We start from the raw sequence: 15,444 nt of genomic DNA, 5'->3' as shown, positions 1-15,444 counted from the left end.
CGACGTTTCCTGTGGGGGCGCCGGGGTGGTGTCCTCGCAGGAGGAGGGGAAGAACCGTGAAGTACATGATTTTGCTCTACGGGTCGCAGCAGGACTACGACGTGCTGTCCGGGCGGGCTTCCAACCGGCCGGCGATGTCGGCCGAGCAGATCGCGGCGATGCACCAGCACATGGAGACCTTCCACCAGGCGCTGGCCGAGTCCGGGGAGCTGGTCGACGCCCGGGGCCTGAGCGAGCCGGTGCACGCCCGCCGTGTGCAGGTGCGCGAGGGAGCACCCGTGATCACCGACGGCCCGTACCCGGAGACGCAGGAGGTCCTCGCCGGTTACACCATCGTGGAGTGCGCCAGCTTCGACCGGGCCACCGAGATCGCCGCCGGCCTGGTCGACCCGGACGCCCCCGGTGGGTACGTGGACGTACGACCGGTGCTCGACGGTGTCGAGGACCTGGCCGGCTGACCCGGTGCCGGAGACTCCCGCCGAGGACCTGCTGCGCGAGCTGGCGCCGCAGGTCCTCGGCGCGCTGGTCCGCCGCTACGGGCACTTCGACACGGCCGAGGACGCGGTGCAGGAGGCGCTGATCACCGCGGCGCACGGTTGGCCGCGCGACGGCGTACCGGAGAATCCGCGTGGCTGGCTGATCACCGTGGCGTCCCGTCGGCTGACCGACCTGCTGCGTCGCGAGCAGGCCCGGATGCGGCGGGAGGACACGGTGGCCCGGTGGGTGCTGCCGGAGCAGTGGCGCGCCCCCGCCGCCGACCGTCCGCCGGCGGACGCCGACGACACGCTCATCCTCTTGTTCCTGTGCTGCCACCCGGCGCTGTCGGCGGCGTCGCAGATCGCGCTCACCCTGCGGGCGGTGGGCGGGCTGAGCACCGCCGAGGTGGCGCGCGCGTTCCTGGTGCCGGAGACGACGATGACCCGGCGGATCAGCCGGGGCAAGCAGCGGATCCGTGACAGTGGGCTGCGGTTCGCGCCGCCCACCGGCCCGGAGCGCGCCGACCGGCTCGCCGCCGTGCTGCACGTGCTCTACCTGATCTTCACGGAGGGGTACGCCCGCACTGCCGGGCCGGGGTTGCTGCGCGCCGACCTGACCGCCGAGGCGATCCGGCTGACCCGGCTGGTGCGCCGGCTGGTGCCCGAGGATCCCGAGGTCACCGGGCTGCTCGCGTTGATGCTGCTCACCGACGCCCGCGCTCCGGCGCGGATCGGCCGGCACGGTGAGCTGGTGCCGATGGCCGAGCAGGACCGCTCCCGGTGGCGGGCCGAGCAGATCGCCGAGGGGGTCGAGCTGATCACCGGGGCGCTGCCGCGCGGGGTGGTCGGGGCGTACCAGCTCCAGGCGGCCATCGCGGCCGTGCACGACGAGGCGCCCAGCGCGGCGGCCACCGACTGGGCGCAGATCACCGCCCTGTACGAGGTGCTTCTCGGGATGTCCGACAACCCGGTGGTGGCGCTCAACCACGCGGTGGCGGTGGCCATGAGCAGGGGCGCACCGGCCGGGTTGGCGCTGCTCGCCGACCTGGCCGACGACCCCCGCCTCGCCGACGACCCGCGACTGCCGGCCGCCCGCGCCCACCTGTGGGAACTGGAGGGCGAGCGGCTCGCCGCGCGGGAGGCGTACCGGATGGCGGCGGCCCGTTCGACGAACCTGGCGCAGCAGCGCTACCTGAACGCCCGCGCGGAGCGCCTCGCGGGCGACCCGCCGCCCGCCGGCTGACCCGCGCAGGCCCGTGCGGATCACGGCTGAGCCGGCCGGCCGTGCGAGTCACGGGCTGAGCCGGCCGACCGTGCGGATCACGGGCTGAGCCGGCCGACCGTGCGGATCACGGGCTGGCGGCCAGGAAGACGAAGGCGGCCATCAGCACCAGGTGTACGCCGCCCTGCAACACGTTGGCCCGGCCGGGCACCACCGTGAGGACGGCGGTCACGGCGGTGAGCGCGAGCAGCGTGAGCTGGGTGCCGCCGAGGCCGAGCAGCAGCGGGCCGTCCAGCCAGATCGAGGCGATCGCTATGGCCGGGATGGTCAGGCCGATGCTGGCCATCGCGGAGCCGAGCGCGAGGTTCAGGCTGGTCTGGACCCGGTCTCGGCGGGCGGCGCGGGCGGCGGCCAGGGTCTCCGGCAGCAGCACCAGCAGGGCGATGATCACGCCGACGAACGCGTGCGGCAGGTTCGCCGCCGCGACCCCGGCCTCGATGGTCGGGGAGACCGTCTTGGCGTCGCCGACCACCGCGACCAGCGCCACCAGCAGCAGGCCCAGGCTGACCATCGCCGCGCGGGTCGTGGGCGGCTTGGCGTGCTCCTCCGTCTCGATGACCTTGCCCCGGCTGTCGACCGGCAGGAAGTAGTCGCGGTGCCGGCCGGTCTGCACGAGCACGAACAGCCCGTACAGGGCCAGCGACGCGACGGCGGCGAAGACGAGTTGGGCCGGGCTGAACTCCGGGCCGGGGCGGGCAGTGGTGAAGCTGGGGATGACCAGGCTCAGGGTGGCCAGGGTGATCACGGTGGCCAGCGCACCGCCGGTGCCCTCCGGGTTGAACACGGCCACTCGGCGGCGCAGCGCACCGAGCAGCAGGGACAGGCCCAGTATCCCGTTACAGGTGATCATGACTGCGGCGAAGACGGTGTCGCGGGCGAGTGACTGGGTCTTCTCCGGCCCGCTGATCATGAGCGTGACGATCAGGGCCACCTCGATCACGGTGACCGCGACGGCGAGCACGAGGGACCCGTACGGCTCCCCCACCCGGTGGGCGACCACCTCAGCGTGGTGCACCGCCGCGAGCACCGCGCCGCCCAGCAGCACCGCGACAACCACGATGACGGGCCCAGGCAGGCTCCGCCCCCAGGTGACCATCAATATCAGGACGGCGAGCACAGGTACGACGAACGTCCAGTCGGTCAGGCGGGAGCGAAGGAGGGCGGCCATGACGTAAAGAGTGCCAGGTCAAGTGATCATGTGCCCACCATCGACGCGGCGACATGCGGCCGTCCGTGGCCTTCGCCACGTCAACCCGTAACTCAGAGGTTACGCTTTCCAGGTGAACGAGGTGGCCACCGCGATCGCGGACCCGGTACGACGGCACATCATGACCCTGCTGCGCGACGAGCCACTGTCCGCTGGTGACATCGCCCGGCGATTCGTGATCAGCCGACCCGCGATCAGCCGCCACCTGCGGCTACTGCGCGAGAGCGGTCTGGTGCACGACGAGATGGTCGGCCGACAGAGGATCTACCGACTCGATCCGCGCCCGCTCGCCCCGCTGGTCGACTGGCTCGCCGCACTCGCGGCCACCGACCGGTGGGGCCGGCACCTCGACGCGCTGGAGACCGAGGTCTATCGCACCCGCCGAGAGAGCCGCAGCCGCGGCCCGGCGGAGCACCGAAGGGAGCACACGGCATGACCCGCACACCCGCCGGACGCCTGTTTCACACCGACACCGGCCACGATCTCGTCCTCACCCGGACCTTCCGCGCCCCGGCGGCGGACGTCTGGGCCAGCCTGACCGAGCCGGAGCGTACGGCCCGCTGGTTCGGCCCGTGGGAGGGCGACGCCAGCCCCGGACGGACCATCCGGGTCCAGATGGCGTACGAGGAGCAGCAGCCCTGGTGCGAGATGCGCATCGACGCGTGCGAACCGCGGCAGCGCCTCGCCGTGTCGATGGTCGACGACTACGGCAGCTGGCTGCTGGAGCTGTCGCTGACCGAGACCAATGGCACCACCGAGCTGCGGTTCGTGCAGCACCTGAGCAGCGTGGAGGGCATCGCCGAGGTGGGCGCCGGTTGGGAGTACTACCTGGACATGCTGGTCGCCTCCCGGGACGGTTCGCCCCGCCCCGAGTTCGACGACTACCACCCGGCCATGCAGCAGTACTACCAGGGGCTGGTCGCCACGCCCTAAGGGTCGAGGGCCTGCCGCAGCTTGGCGAACTCGGCGGTCAACTCCGGCAGCGGGAAGTGTGCGTTCAGGCCGCTGGGGTTCGGCAGCACCCAGACCTGGGCCGGCCCCAGCCGGTCCGGTCGCGGGCCCAGCCCGGCCTTCGGTCGGGCGAAGGCGATGCGGTACGCGCTCACCCCGAGGATCGCCACGCAGCGCGGCCGGTAGCGCTCGGCCTTCACCGCCAGCCCGGTCACCCCGGCCACCAGCTCCTCCGAGGTCAGCTCGGCGGCACGGGCGGTGGCCCGGTTGCTCAGGCTGGTGATGCCCAGACCCTGCCGCAGCAGCTCGTCGCGTTCCCAGGAGTGCAGCTGGCGGTCGGTGAAGCCGGATCCGTGCAGGGCCGGCCAGAATCGGCTGCCCCGGCGGGCGAAGGGCTCCCCCACGGCGGCGGAGTAGAGGCCCGGGTTGTAGCCGCAGAACAGCACGCGCAGCCCGGGGCCGATGATGTCCGGCAGACCCCGGCCGGCCGCCGCCGCCACCTCCTGCGGGGTCGGCCGGCGCGCCGGCCCCGCACGCTCCCCGTCCACTTCACCGATCCTGCCGTACGCCCCGGTGCCGGACCCGGCGGCTGGCTTGACACCCTCAACGGATGCAGTCAACCGACCACCTCGCCGCCAGCCGTTACGCGCGGATGCGCTGGAACACTCCGCTCTCGCCGGAGCACGCCGCGTTGCTGTTGCAACGGCTCGACGTCCGTCCCGGCGCGCGTGTGCTCGACCTCGGCTGTGGCTGGGGTGAGCTGCTGCTACGGGCGGTCGCCGCCGGCGGTGTCTCCGGCCCGGTCGCGACGCGCGGCGTCGGCGTCGACACCGACGAGGCCGCGCTCGCCCGAGGGCGGCGGCTGGCCGCGGGACGGTCGCTGAACCGGCACGTCGCCTTCGTGATGGGGGAAGCGGCGGCCTGGCAGGAGCCGGCCGACCGGGTCCTCTGCATCGGCTCGGCACACGCCTTCGGCGGCACCGAGGCCGCCCTCGACGCACTCGCCGCAGTGGTCCGGCCCGGTGGGCGGCTGCTGTTCGGCGACGCCTACTGGAAACGGTCCCCCACGGCGGAGATCGCCGAGGTCTTCGGCCCGGAGGTCCCGACCCTTCCCGGGCTGGTCGAGGCCGCCCGTCGGCGGAGCTGGCGGTTGCTGCACCTGAGCACCGCCGACCAGCGGGAGTGGGACGACTTCGAGTCCACCTGGCTCGCCGGCCGGCAGGAGTGGCTGCTGGCGTACCCGGAGGATCCCCGTGCGGCCGAGGTCCGTGCGGAACTCGACGACCGGTTGCGCCAGTACGTCGGCGGCTACCGCGGTGTTCTCGGCCTCGCCTACCTCGTCCTCGGTCGCTGACCGGTCACCCTTGCCACCGCTGGCTACGCTGCGCGTGGTGAGCGCCCGACCTCGTCTCGCCCTGCCCTGGCGGGTCCTCGTCGTGTCCGTCGGCGCTGTGCTGGTGTGGCTGCTTCTCGGGGCTTTTCTCGATCGCGACTACGACCGCCCGACCCATGTGGCCAGGGCCATCCTTACGACGGTGCTCGTCGTGCCCCTGGTGGTGGCCGCCCGTCGCCTGCTCGACCGTCGCCCCTGGACCGGTCTCGGGCTGCCCTCCCTGCGCACCGGTTGGCGACGACTGCTGCTCGGCATGGCCTGCTGGCTCATCCCCGCCGCCGTGGGGTTCGCGCTCTGCCTCGGCTTGGGTTGGGTCGAGATCCGCCTGCGCACCTCCGCGGCGGACGCCCTGGGCGTGGCGGCGCTGCTGGTCGTCCTCGTCTTCCTGTACGAGGCGCTGCCGGAAGAACTCGTCTTCCGCGGCTACCTCCAGCGCAACCTCGCCACCCGGTTACCGGCCTGGCAGGCCGTCCTCGGACAGTCCGTGTTGTTCACCCTGTTCGGGTTCCTCGTCGGCGCCGCCACCTCCCTAGACAGACTGCTGCTGTTCTTCGTCTTCGCTCTGCTCCTTGGTGGCTTCCGGGTCGCCACCGGCGACATCTGGGCGGGCATCGGCTTCCACGTGGCCTTCCAGACCGTCGCCCAACTGTTCGGCGACGTGGGCGCCGTCTTCGACGTGACCGGATCGGACGTCCTGGGACTCGTCGCCATGGGTGCCATACCGTTCGCGTTCGGCTGGACAGCGGTGCAACGGCTGCACCACAACCGCCTGAGCTGGCAGGCCCGTGAACCGGAGCCGCTCGGTTGACGAGCACACCAACGGTTATGGCGTTCGCACGACATCACCGGCGTCGGCTCGTCCGGCTGGGTGACCGGACGGCGCCTGCGGAGCCCGTAGAGCACCGGTTGCATCCCGGTCTGGCGAGAGGCGCTGGCGGGGCCGCCCGTCCGGGCGCCGCGTCGGCGGGTGGGTGGGCTGGTCGCCGGTGCGGGGCCTGGACAGGACGAGGTAGACGATGGCGAGCAGCACGGCCGCGACGATGCCGTCGAGCCAGTAGTGGTTGCCAGTGGTCACGACAACCAGCAGGGTGACGAGCGGGTGCGCCAGCCACAGCCACCGCAGGCGTCCGCCGGTCACCGCGATGAGCGCGACGGCGACGGCGAGAGCCCAGCCGACGTGCAGGGAGGGCATGGCGGCGTACTGGTTGCTCAACGCGTCCGTGTCGGGTGGGCCGTAGACGGCGGGCCCGTAACGGCTGCCGGTGTCCACCATGCCGGTCAGGGCGGTCAGTCGCGGCGGTGCCAGCGGAAGCAGGAAGTGCAGTGCCAGCGCGGCAGCGGTGAGCCCGGCGAGCATGCGACGCGTCCAGAGATAACGCACGGGGTGGCGTACGTACAGCCAGATCAGACAGATGATCGTGGCGGGGAAGTGCACGTACGCGTAGTAGCCGTTGGCCAGGTGCACCAGCAGCTCGTGGGAGAGCACGGGACGTTGGAAGGCGGCCTCGTTGGGCAGGTGGAACAGGCGCTCCACCCGCCAGATCCACTCCCCGTTTCCCACCGCGGTCGACACCCGGTCGGCCCCCGCCACCCGAGCCGCCTTGTAGATGAGGAACAGTGCGGCGACGAGCCCCAGCTCACGTACAGCCCGGCGCAGTGCGGCGGCTCGCCGTGCGGGTGCCGCTGGCAGCTCCGCGGTATCCACAGCTTCCTCGATTCGGTGACCTTCGCTCGTAACCGGCCCTGACTGGACAGACCGGGCCGCCGCCGTCTTCGGACGGCGGCGGCCCCGGGTCCGACTGCCCGAGATCAGCGTCGGGTAGTCGGTCCGTCCTGCGTGGTGTCGACGCGCACCTGGTCGAGGGCGGGAGCGCCGTCGACCGCGTCGGCGGCGACGGCCGTCGACGTGGCGGCGTCCGGCAGGTCGAGGCTGGTCCGCAGGGTGATCGGCTTGAGCAGGAGCGCGGCGATGATGCCGACGACCCCGATGGCGGCGGAGATGAGGAAGATGTGTCCGGTGGCGTCGCCGTACGCGGCCCGGACGATGTCCTGGACCTGCTCGGGAAGGGCGGTGATGTTGAGGTTGCTGCTGCCCTCCGAGCCGCCGGAGGCGGGGATCCCGGCGGCGGTGAGGTCGCGGGTGATCTGGTCGCCGACCCGGCGGGCGAGGACGGCACCGAGCACGGAGACGCCGATGGTGCCCCCGAGAGACCGGAAGAACGCGACGCTGGAACTGGCCGCGCCGATGTCCTTGAGCGAGACCGTGTTCTGAACGGCGAGAACGAGGTTCTGCATGGTCATGCCGACGCCGACGCCGACGGTGAACATGGCGACGCCGACCAGGACGAGCGACGTCTCGTGGTCGATGGTGCCGAGCAGTGCGAACCCGGCGACGAGCAGGATCGAACCGGCGACGATGTACGGCTTGATCTTTCCACTCTTGGTGATCAGCCGGCCGGCGACGATGGAGGAACCGAGGACTCCGGCCATCATCGGGATGGTGAGCAGGCCCGCCTCGGTCGGGCTGTAGCCGCGGCCGATCTGGAAGTACTGGCCGAGGAAGACGGCACCGCCGAACATGGCCATGCCGACCGCGAGGCTTCCGAGGATGGCCAGCGCGGTGGTGTGCTGGCGCACGATACCGAGCGGGACGACCGGCTCGGCCGCGCGCGACTCGACCCAGACCGCCAGGGCGAGCAGGACGAGCGAACCTCCCACCATGGCGGCGGTCTGCCAGGAGATCCAGGCGAACGAGCCGTCGACGAAGGAGATCCAGATCAGCAGCACGCTGACGCCAGCGGCGATCAGGCTGGCACCCAGGTAGTCGATCTTGACGTTCTCGCGCCGCGCGGTCGGCAGGTGCAGGGTGGCCTGGAGCAGGATCAGCGCGATGGCGGCCACCGGTACGCCGACGAAGAAGCACCAGCGCCAGCCGAGCCAGGACGTGTCGACGATGAGGCCACCGAGCAGTGGGCCGCCGACCGTCGCGACGGCCATGACACCGCCGAGGTAGCCGTTGTAGCGGCCCCGCTCGCGCGGCGGGATCATGGCCGCGATCGCCACCTGGACGAGCGCCTGCAGACCGCCGACCCCGATGCCCTGGAACGCGCGGGCGGCGATGAGCTGGCCGGCGCTCTGCGAGAAGCCGGCGACTACTGAGCCCACCAGGAAGACCACGATGGCGACCTGGATGAGGATCTTCTTGTTGAACAGGTCGGCCAGTTTGCCCCAGATAGGGGTGGTCGCCGTCGCGGTGAGCAGGGTTGCGGTGACCACCCAGGTGTACTGGTTCTGCGAGCCGTTCAGAGCCCCGATGATCTTCGGTAGGGCGGTCGAGACGACCGTGCTGCTCAGCATCGCGACGAAGAGCACCAGCAGCAGGCCACTGAGCGCTTCCAGTGTCCGCCGATGGGTCATCGGCTCAGCGCCGGCCGTGATGGTGGGTGCGCTCATCGCGCGGCCTCCAGGTTGTCGTTGTCATTGTTTGCGAGGGCGACCTCGATGTCGCCGGCGAATCGGCCGAGGGCGGAGCTGAGCGCCGCCACCTCGCCGGGAGTCCAGTCGGCGAGCGCTCGTTGGAGCACCTCGCCGTACCAGCGGTGGCTGTCGGCCAGGGCGGCACGGCCGGCCGGGGTGACCGCCAGGAAGGTCGCCCGCTTGTCGGTCGGGTCTGGCTGCCGCTCGACCAGGCCGTGCGCGACGAGCGCCGCCACCGAGCGGCTGACGGTCGACGCGTCCAGCCGAGTGCGGTCGACCAGGTCGCGGGCGTGGCAGTCGCTGGAGAGTTGCTCGATCTGCACGAGCATGCCGAGCATGCCCGGCGGAATCGCCGGGCGTGCGTCGGCCCGGCGCTGCTTCAGCAGTCGAACGCTTCTGACCAGGTCGTACAGGCGAAGGCCCAGTTCACGAGAGCCGCTTTCCACGTCTGCCCCCACGCAAGAGTTGGTTGCCTCAAGCAAGCATTCACCGATCTTGCCCAGCAGGCAAGTTTGCTCATTGAGAAGTCGCTCACCGGCAACTACCCTCGGTGCGATGGACGAGACGACCGGCCTCCGGGAGCGCAAGAAGGCAGCCACCCGCCTCGCCCTGCACGAGGCGGCCCTACGCCTCGCCGCCGACGAGGGCATCGACGCGGTGACCGTCGAGGCGATCGCCGACGCCGCCAACGTCTCCCGGCGGACCTTCTCCAACTACTTCTCCAGCAAGGAGCAGGCCCTCTTCTACGGCGACACCATGCGCCTGCACCGGCTGTTGCAGCTGATCCGGGAACAGCCCGTCGACGAGGCGCCGTGGACCGTCCTGAGCCGGGCAGCCGAGCGTCTCACCGAGGAGGTCTTCGGCGCTTCTGAACCTTCCTGGCTGGCCCAACGCCGAAAGCTGCGCGGGCACCCCGGCCTGGCCCCACACCAGGTGGCGGCGTACGCCGCGATCGAGCGCGACCTGGCCGCGGAACTCGCCCACCGGCTGACCGACGACGACGTGGCACTGCGCTCCCGCCTTCTGGCCGCGACCTTCCTGGCCATCCTGCGGGTCGCCGTCCAGCACTGGATCGAGCACCCGGGCGACCCGATGGCGGAAACCGTCCGGACCGCACTCGTCGCGGCCGCTCCCGCCGTGGCCCCCGGAGGCCACCGGACCAGCACCGGCACCTAGCGCCGCTCCCCGATCCCCGCAGAGCCCCGCTCCGGTTCCCCCACGAGCGCTGAACGCGTCGACCGCCGACCTGTCCTGGGTGTCGGACGCTGCTCCTGCGCCAGACCAAACAGTTGGCACTCGCACCCGCACTGGGCTGACGAGTCCCGGTGCCGCCGTCCAGTGGGTGGTAGCCGACAGGCGCGGTCTTGACGGACCGCAGACATCGGAGGTTTACTGCGTCAGCGATAGAAGTCGATGCGCCCTGACCGTCCTTTGTGGTAACGGGGCACCTCGGCGACGCGACGCTCCCCCCTCGGCGGGCGGGGAGCACCCGCACGGCAACCCGAACGGCGCAGCGCCGCGCTCCCCCGCAGGACGACCCCCACCGGCACGACACCACCCCGCACTACCTCAGCCGAGCGTCGGCGGCCCGGCTCCGTACCACCGCCAACCTCGGCCCCGGCGAGCCCGCACAGCTCCGTGACGCGCGCCTGGGCCGACGCTCAGCAGAGGAGCAAGACCATGCGTTCCCGTCCCCGCCTGTTGGCACTCGTCACCGGCCTGGCCGTCATGCTGGCCAGCCTGGTCGCCCTGCCGACCCCCGCCTCGGCGGCACCCCTGACCAAGGTCCTGGTGTTCAGCAAGACCGCCGGCTTCCGGCACTCCTCCATCCCCAACGGCATCGCCGCGATCCAGCAGCTCGGCTCGGCCAACGGCTTCACCGTGACCTCGACCGAGGACGCCGCCCAGTTCACCACCTCCAACCTGGCCCAGTACCAGGCGGTGGTCTTCATGTCGACCACCGGCGACGTCCTCAACGCCAGCCAGCAGAGCGCGTTCGAGTCGTACATCGCCGCCGGTGGCGGCTACGTCGGCGTGCACGCCGCGGCCGACACCGAGTACAGCTGGCCGTGGTACGGCTCGCTGGTCGGAGCGTGGTTCGACTCGCACCCGGCGATCCAGAACGCCACCGTGAAGATCGAGGACCAGACCAACCCGTCGACCGCCCACCTCGGCACCACCTGGGTCCGCTCCGACGAGTGGTACAACTACCGCACCAACCCCCGGTCCAGCGCGCGGGTCCTGGCCAGCCTCGACGAGTCGTCCTACAGCGGCGGCAACATGGGCGGCGACCACCCGATCACCTGGTGCAAGACGTACGGCGGCGGGCGTGCCTGGTACACGGGCCTCGGACACACCGAGGCGTCGTACACCGACCCGAACTTCACCCGCATGCTGCTCGGTGGCCTCCAGGTCGCCGCGGGCTCCGTGACGGCCGACTGCTCGCCGCGCACCACGACCCCGCCGCCCACCGCCAGCGGCTCCACCCTGCGGGCCCGCGCCAACAACCAGTACGTCAGCGCGCCCAACGCCACCACCGCGCTGATCGCCAACAAGACCTCCGTCGGCACCACCGAGCGGTTCGACCTGGTCAACCTCGCCAACGGCAACGTGGCGCTGCGCGCCAAGGGCAACGGGCAGTTCGTCGCGGCCGAGAACGCCGGTGCCGCCGCGCTGATCGCCAACCGGGCCACCGCCGGCGCATGGGAGACGTTCCAACTGGTCCGCAACTCCGACGGCACGGTGAGCCTGCGGGCCACTGTGAACAACCGCTACGTCGCCGCCGACAACGCGGGCGCGTCCCCGCTGATCGCCAACCGGACCTCCATCGGTCAGTGGGAGAAGTTCGACCTGGTCACCACCAACTGACCTGGTCCCCCGCTCGCTCTCCACCACCCCACATGGTCGTGGTGCGCCCCCGCGCGCCCGTCCCCCGGTCGTCGAGAAAGGACGATCATGCTCTCGTATCCCCGGCGCTGGCCCCGGGCGCTCTTCGCGGCGGTTCTCACCGTCGCAAGCGCGGCCCTCGCTGTGGCTGCACCGTCCACCGCGCAGGCTGCGGTGATTCCCGCCTCCGACTATCAGCAGGTCAAGCTCGCCACCGGCTCGGGCGAGCTGGGTGAGGCCATGTCCCTGGCCGTCCTGCCCAACCGCTCGGTGCTGCACACCGCCCGCAACGGTGTCCTACGGGTTACCGACGTGGCCGGCAACACCAAGGTCTCCGGCACCCTGTCGGTCTACACCCACGACGAGGAGGGGTTGCAGGGCGTCGCCGTCGACCCCGGCTTCGCGAGCAACCGGTGGGTCTACCTGTACTACTCCCCCACGCTGAGCACCCCGTCCGGGGACGCCCCGACCACCGGCTCGCAGTCCGACTGGGACCGGTGGAAGGGGCACCTGCGATTGTCCCGGTTCACCCTCAACAGCGACGACACGCTCAACCTGGGCAGCGAGAAGATCGTGCTCCAGGTCGCCAACGACCGTGGTCAGTGCTGCCACGTCGGCGGTGACCTGGACTTCGACGGTGCCGGCAACCTGTACCTGACCACCGGCGACGACACCAACCCGTTCGAGTCGTCCGGCTACGCGCCACTCGACGAGCGAACCAACCGCAACCCGCAGTTCGACGCCCAGCGCTCGGCGGGCAACACCAACGACCTGCGGGGCAAGCTGCTGCGGATCAAGCCGCAGGCGGACGGCACGTACACCATCCCGTCGGGGAACCTGTTCGCCCCCGGCACGGCCAACACCCGTCCGGAGATCTACGCGATGGGTCTGCGCAACCCGTTCCGGATGAGCGTCGACAAGGCCACCGGCGTCGTCTACCTCGGCGACTACGGCCCCGACGCCGGATCCACGAACTCCAGCCGTGGCCCGCAGGGTCAGGTGGAGTTCAACCGCATCGCGGCACCGGGTAACTACGGTTGGCCGTACTGCACGGGCAGCAACACCAGCACGGAAACATACAATGAATACACCTTCCCGTCCGGGCCGTCGCAGTCCAAGTACAACTGCACGGGCGGGCCGACCAACAACTCGTTCCGCAACACCGGGCTCGGCACGCTGCCGGCGGCGAAGCCGGCCTGGATCAAGTACGCGGGCGACTCCGGTTCGCCGTCGGAGTTCGGCAGCGGTTCGGAGTCGCCGATGGGTGGGCCGGTCTACCGGTACGACGCCTCGCTCAACTCCAGCATCAAGTTCCCGGCCTCGCTGAACGGTCAGTTCTTCGCCGGCGAGTACGGCCGCCGCTGGATCAAGGCCATCGCGGTCAACTCCGACGGCTCGCGCGGGGAGATCTCCAACTTCCCGTGGACCGGCACCCAGGTGATGGACATGGCCTTTGGCCCGGACGGCGCGTTGTACGTGCTGGACTACGGCACCGGCTCGAACAACCAGGCCCTCTTCCGGATCGAGTACATCGGTGGTGGCAACCGCAGCCCGATCGCTGTCGCCTCGGCGAACCCCACGTCGGGGGCCAACCCGCTGACGGTCAACTTCTCGTCGGCCGGCAGCTCCGACCCGGAGGGTGGGGCGCTCAGCTACCTGTGGACCTTCGGCGACGGCACCACGTCGACGGCGGCCAACCCCACCAAGACGTACACCACCAACGGCTCGTACAGCCCCACCCTGAAGGTCACCGACCCGACCGGCCTGTCCGGCACGGCGAGCCTGATCGTCACGGTGGGCAACACCGCGCCGACGGTGTCACTCACCGCCCCCACCGACGGGCAACTGTTCAACTTCGGTGACACGGTGCCGTACCAGATCTCGGTGAGCGACCCGCAGGACGGCACGATCGACTGTTCCAAGGTGAGCCTGACCTACGCGCTGGGCCACGACAGCCACGCCCACCAGATCACCTCGAAGACCGGGTGCAGTGGCTCGATCACCGTGCCGACCGACGGTGAGCACGACTCGGCCGCCAACATCTACGGGGTCTTCGACGCCGCGTACACCGACAACGGCGGGCTGACCACGCACAGCATCAAGACTTTGCAACCGAAGCACCGTCAGGGTGAACACTTCGGCGGTCAGTCCGGCGTCCAGGCCACCGACCACACCAACGCCGAGGGTGGCCGCACGGCAGGGTTCATCGAGAACAACGACTGGATCTCCTACCAGCCGTACAACCTGGCCAACGCCACCCGCCTCACCGTGCGGGCGTCGTCGGCCGGCGCCGGTGGCACGATCGAGGTCCGGGCCGGGTCGGCCACCGGCACTCTGCTGGGCACCGTCACGGTGCCGGTCACCGGTAACTGGGAGACCTTCGTCGAGGCGTCCGGCACGATCAGCAACCCACCCACCGCGTCGACGACGCTGTACCTGGTGTTCAAGGGAGGGTCCGGCTACCTGTTCGATGTCGACGCGTTCACCTTCACCACCGGCACCGGTAGCAGCACGCCGGTGAGCACGCTGCGGGCACAGGTCAACAACCAGTACGTGTCGGCGGTTGGCACCACCGCGTTGATCGCCAACAAGGCAAGTGTCGGTGGCACGACCGAACAGTTCGACCGGGTGGACGCCGGCAACGGCGCCATCGCCCTGCGGTCGCGCGCCAACGGGCTCTACGTCTCGGCCACGAACGCGGGCGCCGCAGCGTTGGTCGCCAACGCCACGTCGATCGGATCGTGGGAGACGTTCCAGCTCATCACCAACTCGGATGGAACGGTGAGCCTGCGCGCCACGGTCAACAACCAGATCGTGTGCGCCGAGAACGCCGGGGCCGGATCCCTGATCGCCAACCGCACGTCGGTCGGGGCCTGGGAGAGGTTCATCCTGACCACCGGCTGACCGGGAATGTGCACGGGGCCCGGCCTGGTAACCGACCAGGCCGGGCCCTACCGCGTGAAGTAGGCGGCGCTACCCGCGTCCGCCGGGTAGTAGGACTCGACCGCGATCTCCTCGATCGTGATGTCCGTCGGGGTGCCGAACGTGGTGATGGTCGAGAACAGCCGCAGCTCGCGCCCGCCGACCCGCAGGATCATCGGCAGCACCACGTCGGCGTCGACCCGTTCGCTCGTCGGTTCCCCGGGCTGCGGGCTGAGCAGTTCCTGGTAGAGCGCGGCGAGCGCCGCGTCGGGAGCTGCGGCGAGCTGGCGCGAGATCCGGCTGCGGAACACCGCCCGCACGTCCGCCAGGTTGACGACCAGAGAAGCGAGCCCGCGCGGGTCCAGGCCGAGCCGGACCAGGTTCACCGGTGGTCGCAACAGGTCGGGGGCCACGTACGCGAAGAACGGGTCGACCGCGCGGTTGGTCATCAGAATGTTCCACCGGCGGTCGAAGACCAGCGCCGGATACGGCTCGTGCGCCTGGAGCACCCTGCGGACCGCGTCGAGGGCACCCGACAGGGCGGGGTCGTCGAGCGGGCGCTGCGCGTACCGGGGCGCGAAGCCGGCGGCGAGCAACAGCTGGTTGCGGTCACGCAGTGGCACGTGAAGCTGGTCGGCGAGCCGGAGGATCATGTCGGCGCTCGGCGTGGACTTGCCGGTCTCGACCAGGCTGACGTGCCGAGCCGACACATCCGCGGCGATCGCCAGGTCGAGTTGGCTGAGCCCTCGGCGCTTGCGCCACTGCCGCAGGAGTTCCCCGACCGCATACACGATCATGAGCCTACTCATCGTCGCTCGGGACGCCATGAAGTGCGATGTCATCGACAAGC

The 15,444-nt window shown here is 70.8% G+C and carries 15 protein-coding genes; 9 read left to right on the top strand and 6 right to left on the bottom strand.

Translation table 11 applies throughout. The annotated features are described in order from the left end of the window. Positions 1 to 65: 65 nt before the first annotated feature. Together DLJ58_RS08865 and DLJ58_RS08860 are read left to right on the top strand one after the other, a co-directional pair. The gene (locus tag DLJ58_RS08865; RefSeq protein WP_244218850.1) at positions 66 to 458 is read left to right on the top strand and encodes a YciI family protein; all 393 of its coding nucleotides are present in this window, start codon (positions 66 to 68) and stop codon (positions 456 to 458) included. A gap of 4 nt (positions 459 to 462) precedes the next feature. After that, positions 463 to 1,719: an RNA polymerase sigma factor gene (locus DLJ58_RS08860; RefSeq protein ID WP_124854706.1), complete on the top strand. Its 1,257-nt coding sequence runs from the start codon at positions 463 to 465 to the stop codon at positions 1,717 to 1,719. Positions 1,720 to 1,825: 106 nt separating this feature from the next. On the opposite strand, the gene DLJ58_RS08855 is transcribed toward DLJ58_RS08860, so the two are convergent. After that, a complete protein-coding gene (locus tag DLJ58_RS08855; protein WP_112673580.1) occupies positions 1,826 to 2,926 on the bottom strand; it encodes a calcium:cation antiporter in 1,101 nt (366 codons plus the stop codon). A 112-nt stretch (positions 2,927 to 3,038) separates the two neighbouring features. Between DLJ58_RS08855 and DLJ58_RS08850 the strand changes: the two genes are divergently transcribed. Then, positions 3,039 to 3,401 carry a metalloregulator ArsR/SmtB family transcription factor gene (locus DLJ58_RS08850; RefSeq protein ID WP_124854705.1) on the top strand — a complete coding sequence of 121 codons (363 nt, stop codon included), beginning with the start codon at positions 3,039 to 3,041 and terminating at the stop codon, positions 3,399 to 3,401. After that, on the top strand, positions 3,398 to 3,898 hold the full coding sequence (locus DLJ58_RS08845; protein ID WP_124854704.1) for an SRPBCC family protein: 501 nt from the start codon (positions 3,398 to 3,400) through the stop codon (positions 3,896 to 3,898). Before DLJ58_RS08850 ends, DLJ58_RS08845 begins: the two co-directional genes overlap by 4 nt. Here DLJ58_RS08845 and mug read toward each other — a convergent pair. After that, complete coding sequence (mug, locus tag DLJ58_RS08840; RefSeq protein WP_208740945.1) at positions 3,895 to 4,464, bottom strand: G/U mismatch-specific DNA glycosylase; 570 nt, start codon at positions 4,462 to 4,464, stop codon at positions 3,895 to 3,897. The genes DLJ58_RS08845 and mug overlap by 4 nt on opposite strands. 62 nt (positions 4,465 to 4,526) lie before the next feature. On the opposite strand from mug, the gene DLJ58_RS08835 reads away from it, so the two are divergent. Together DLJ58_RS08835 and DLJ58_RS08830 are read left to right on the top strand one after the other, a co-directional pair. Beyond that, complete coding sequence (locus DLJ58_RS08835) at positions 4,527 to 5,270, top strand: SAM-dependent methyltransferase (RefSeq protein ID WP_124854703.1); 744 nt, start codon at positions 4,527 to 4,529, stop codon at positions 5,268 to 5,270. A 37-nt stretch (positions 5,271 to 5,307) separates the two neighbouring features. Then, complete coding sequence (locus DLJ58_RS08830; protein ID WP_124854702.1) at positions 5,308 to 6,117, top strand: CPBP family intramembrane glutamic endopeptidase; 810 nt, start codon at positions 5,308 to 5,310, stop codon at positions 6,115 to 6,117. 15 nt (positions 6,118 to 6,132) lie between these two features. Here the strand turns inward: DLJ58_RS08830 and DLJ58_RS08825 are convergent, their stop codons facing one another. The 3 genes from DLJ58_RS08825 to DLJ58_RS08815 all read right to left on the bottom strand — a co-directional run bounded on the left by DLJ58_RS08825 (position 6,133) and on the right by DLJ58_RS08815 (position 9,232). After that, complete coding sequence (locus DLJ58_RS08825) at positions 6,133 to 7,014, bottom strand: phosphatase PAP2 family protein (protein WP_124854701.1); 882 nt, start codon at positions 7,012 to 7,014, stop codon at positions 6,133 to 6,135. Positions 7,015 to 7,118: 104 nt separating this feature from the next. Further along, complete coding sequence (locus DLJ58_RS08820; protein WP_124854700.1) at positions 7,119 to 8,762, bottom strand: MDR family MFS transporter; 1,644 nt, start codon at positions 8,760 to 8,762, stop codon at positions 7,119 to 7,121. After that, the gene (locus DLJ58_RS08815) at positions 8,759 to 9,232 is read right to left on the bottom strand and encodes a MarR family winged helix-turn-helix transcriptional regulator (protein WP_208740943.1); all 474 of its coding nucleotides are present in this window, start codon (positions 9,230 to 9,232) and stop codon (positions 8,759 to 8,761) included. The genes DLJ58_RS08820 and DLJ58_RS08815 overlap by 4 nt, the downstream gene beginning before the upstream one ends. Before the next feature lie 109 nt (positions 9,233 to 9,341). Between DLJ58_RS08815 and DLJ58_RS08810 the strand changes: the two genes are divergently transcribed. From DLJ58_RS08810 to DLJ58_RS08800, 3 genes are all read left to right on the top strand, one after another. Further along, positions 9,342 to 9,962, top strand: a complete 621-nt coding sequence (locus DLJ58_RS08810) for a TetR/AcrR family transcriptional regulator (protein ID WP_124854698.1) — start codon at positions 9,342 to 9,344, stop codon at positions 9,960 to 9,962. A gap of 552 nt (positions 9,963 to 10,514) precedes the next feature. Continuing rightward, positions 10,515 to 11,654, top strand: coding sequence for a ThuA domain-containing protein (locus DLJ58_RS08805; RefSeq protein ID WP_425271303.1), 1,140 nt, complete (start codon positions 10,515 to 10,517; stop codon positions 11,652 to 11,654). An 87-nt stretch (positions 11,655 to 11,741) separates the two neighbouring features. Next, a complete protein-coding gene (locus DLJ58_RS08800) occupies positions 11,742 to 14,576 on the top strand; it encodes a PQQ-dependent sugar dehydrogenase (RefSeq protein WP_124854696.1) in 2,835 nt (944 codons plus the stop codon). Between the two features lie 47 nt (positions 14,577 to 14,623). Here DLJ58_RS08800 and DLJ58_RS08795 read toward each other — a convergent pair whose 3' ends face one another. Further along, positions 14,624 to 15,391: a helix-turn-helix domain-containing protein gene (locus tag DLJ58_RS08795; protein WP_208740941.1), complete on the bottom strand. Its 768-nt coding sequence runs from the start codon at positions 15,389 to 15,391 to the stop codon at positions 14,624 to 14,626. Positions 15,392 to 15,444 lie beyond the last annotated feature (53 nt).

The sequence above is a fragment of the Micromonospora arida genome, assembly GCF_003857035.1.
Lineage (GTDB): Bacteria > Actinomycetota > Actinomycetes > Mycobacteriales > Micromonosporaceae > Micromonospora > Micromonospora arida.
Note: the sequence above shows the minus strand (reverse complement) of the source record. Positions and strands in the feature narration are given on the sequence as shown.

Coding starts and splice junctions, on each gene's coding strand:
- DLJ58_RS08865 (WP_244218850.1), top strand. CDS start 66: ATGATTTTGCTCTACGGGTCGCAGCAGGACTACGACGTGCTGTCCGGG.
- DLJ58_RS08855 (WP_112673580.1), bottom strand. CDS start 2,926: ATGGCCGCCCTCCTTCGCTCCCGCCTGACCGACTGGACGTTCGTCGTA.
- DLJ58_RS08845 (WP_124854704.1), top strand. CDS start 3,398: ATGACCCGCACACCCGCCGGACGCCTGTTTCACACCGACACCGGCCAC.
- DLJ58_RS08835 (WP_124854703.1), top strand. CDS start 4,527: ATGCAGTCAACCGACCACCTCGCCGCCAGCCGTTACGCGCGGATGCGC.
- DLJ58_RS08820 (WP_124854700.1), bottom strand. CDS start 8,762: ATGAGCGCACCCACCATCACGGCCGGCGCTGAGCCGATGACCCATCGG.
- DLJ58_RS08810 (WP_124854698.1), top strand. CDS start 9,342: ATGGACGAGACGACCGGCCTCCGGGAGCGCAAGAAGGCAGCCACCCGC.
- DLJ58_RS08805 (WP_425271303.1), top strand. CDS start 10,515: ATGCTGGCCAGCCTGGTCGCCCTGCCGACCCCCGCCTCGGCGGCACCC.
- DLJ58_RS08800 (WP_124854696.1), top strand. CDS start 11,742: ATGCTCTCGTATCCCCGGCGCTGGCCCCGGGCGCTCTTCGCGGCGGTT.
- DLJ58_RS08795 (WP_208740941.1), bottom strand. CDS start 15,391: ATGATCGTGTATGCGGTCGGGGAACTCCTGCGGCAGTGGCGCAAGCGC.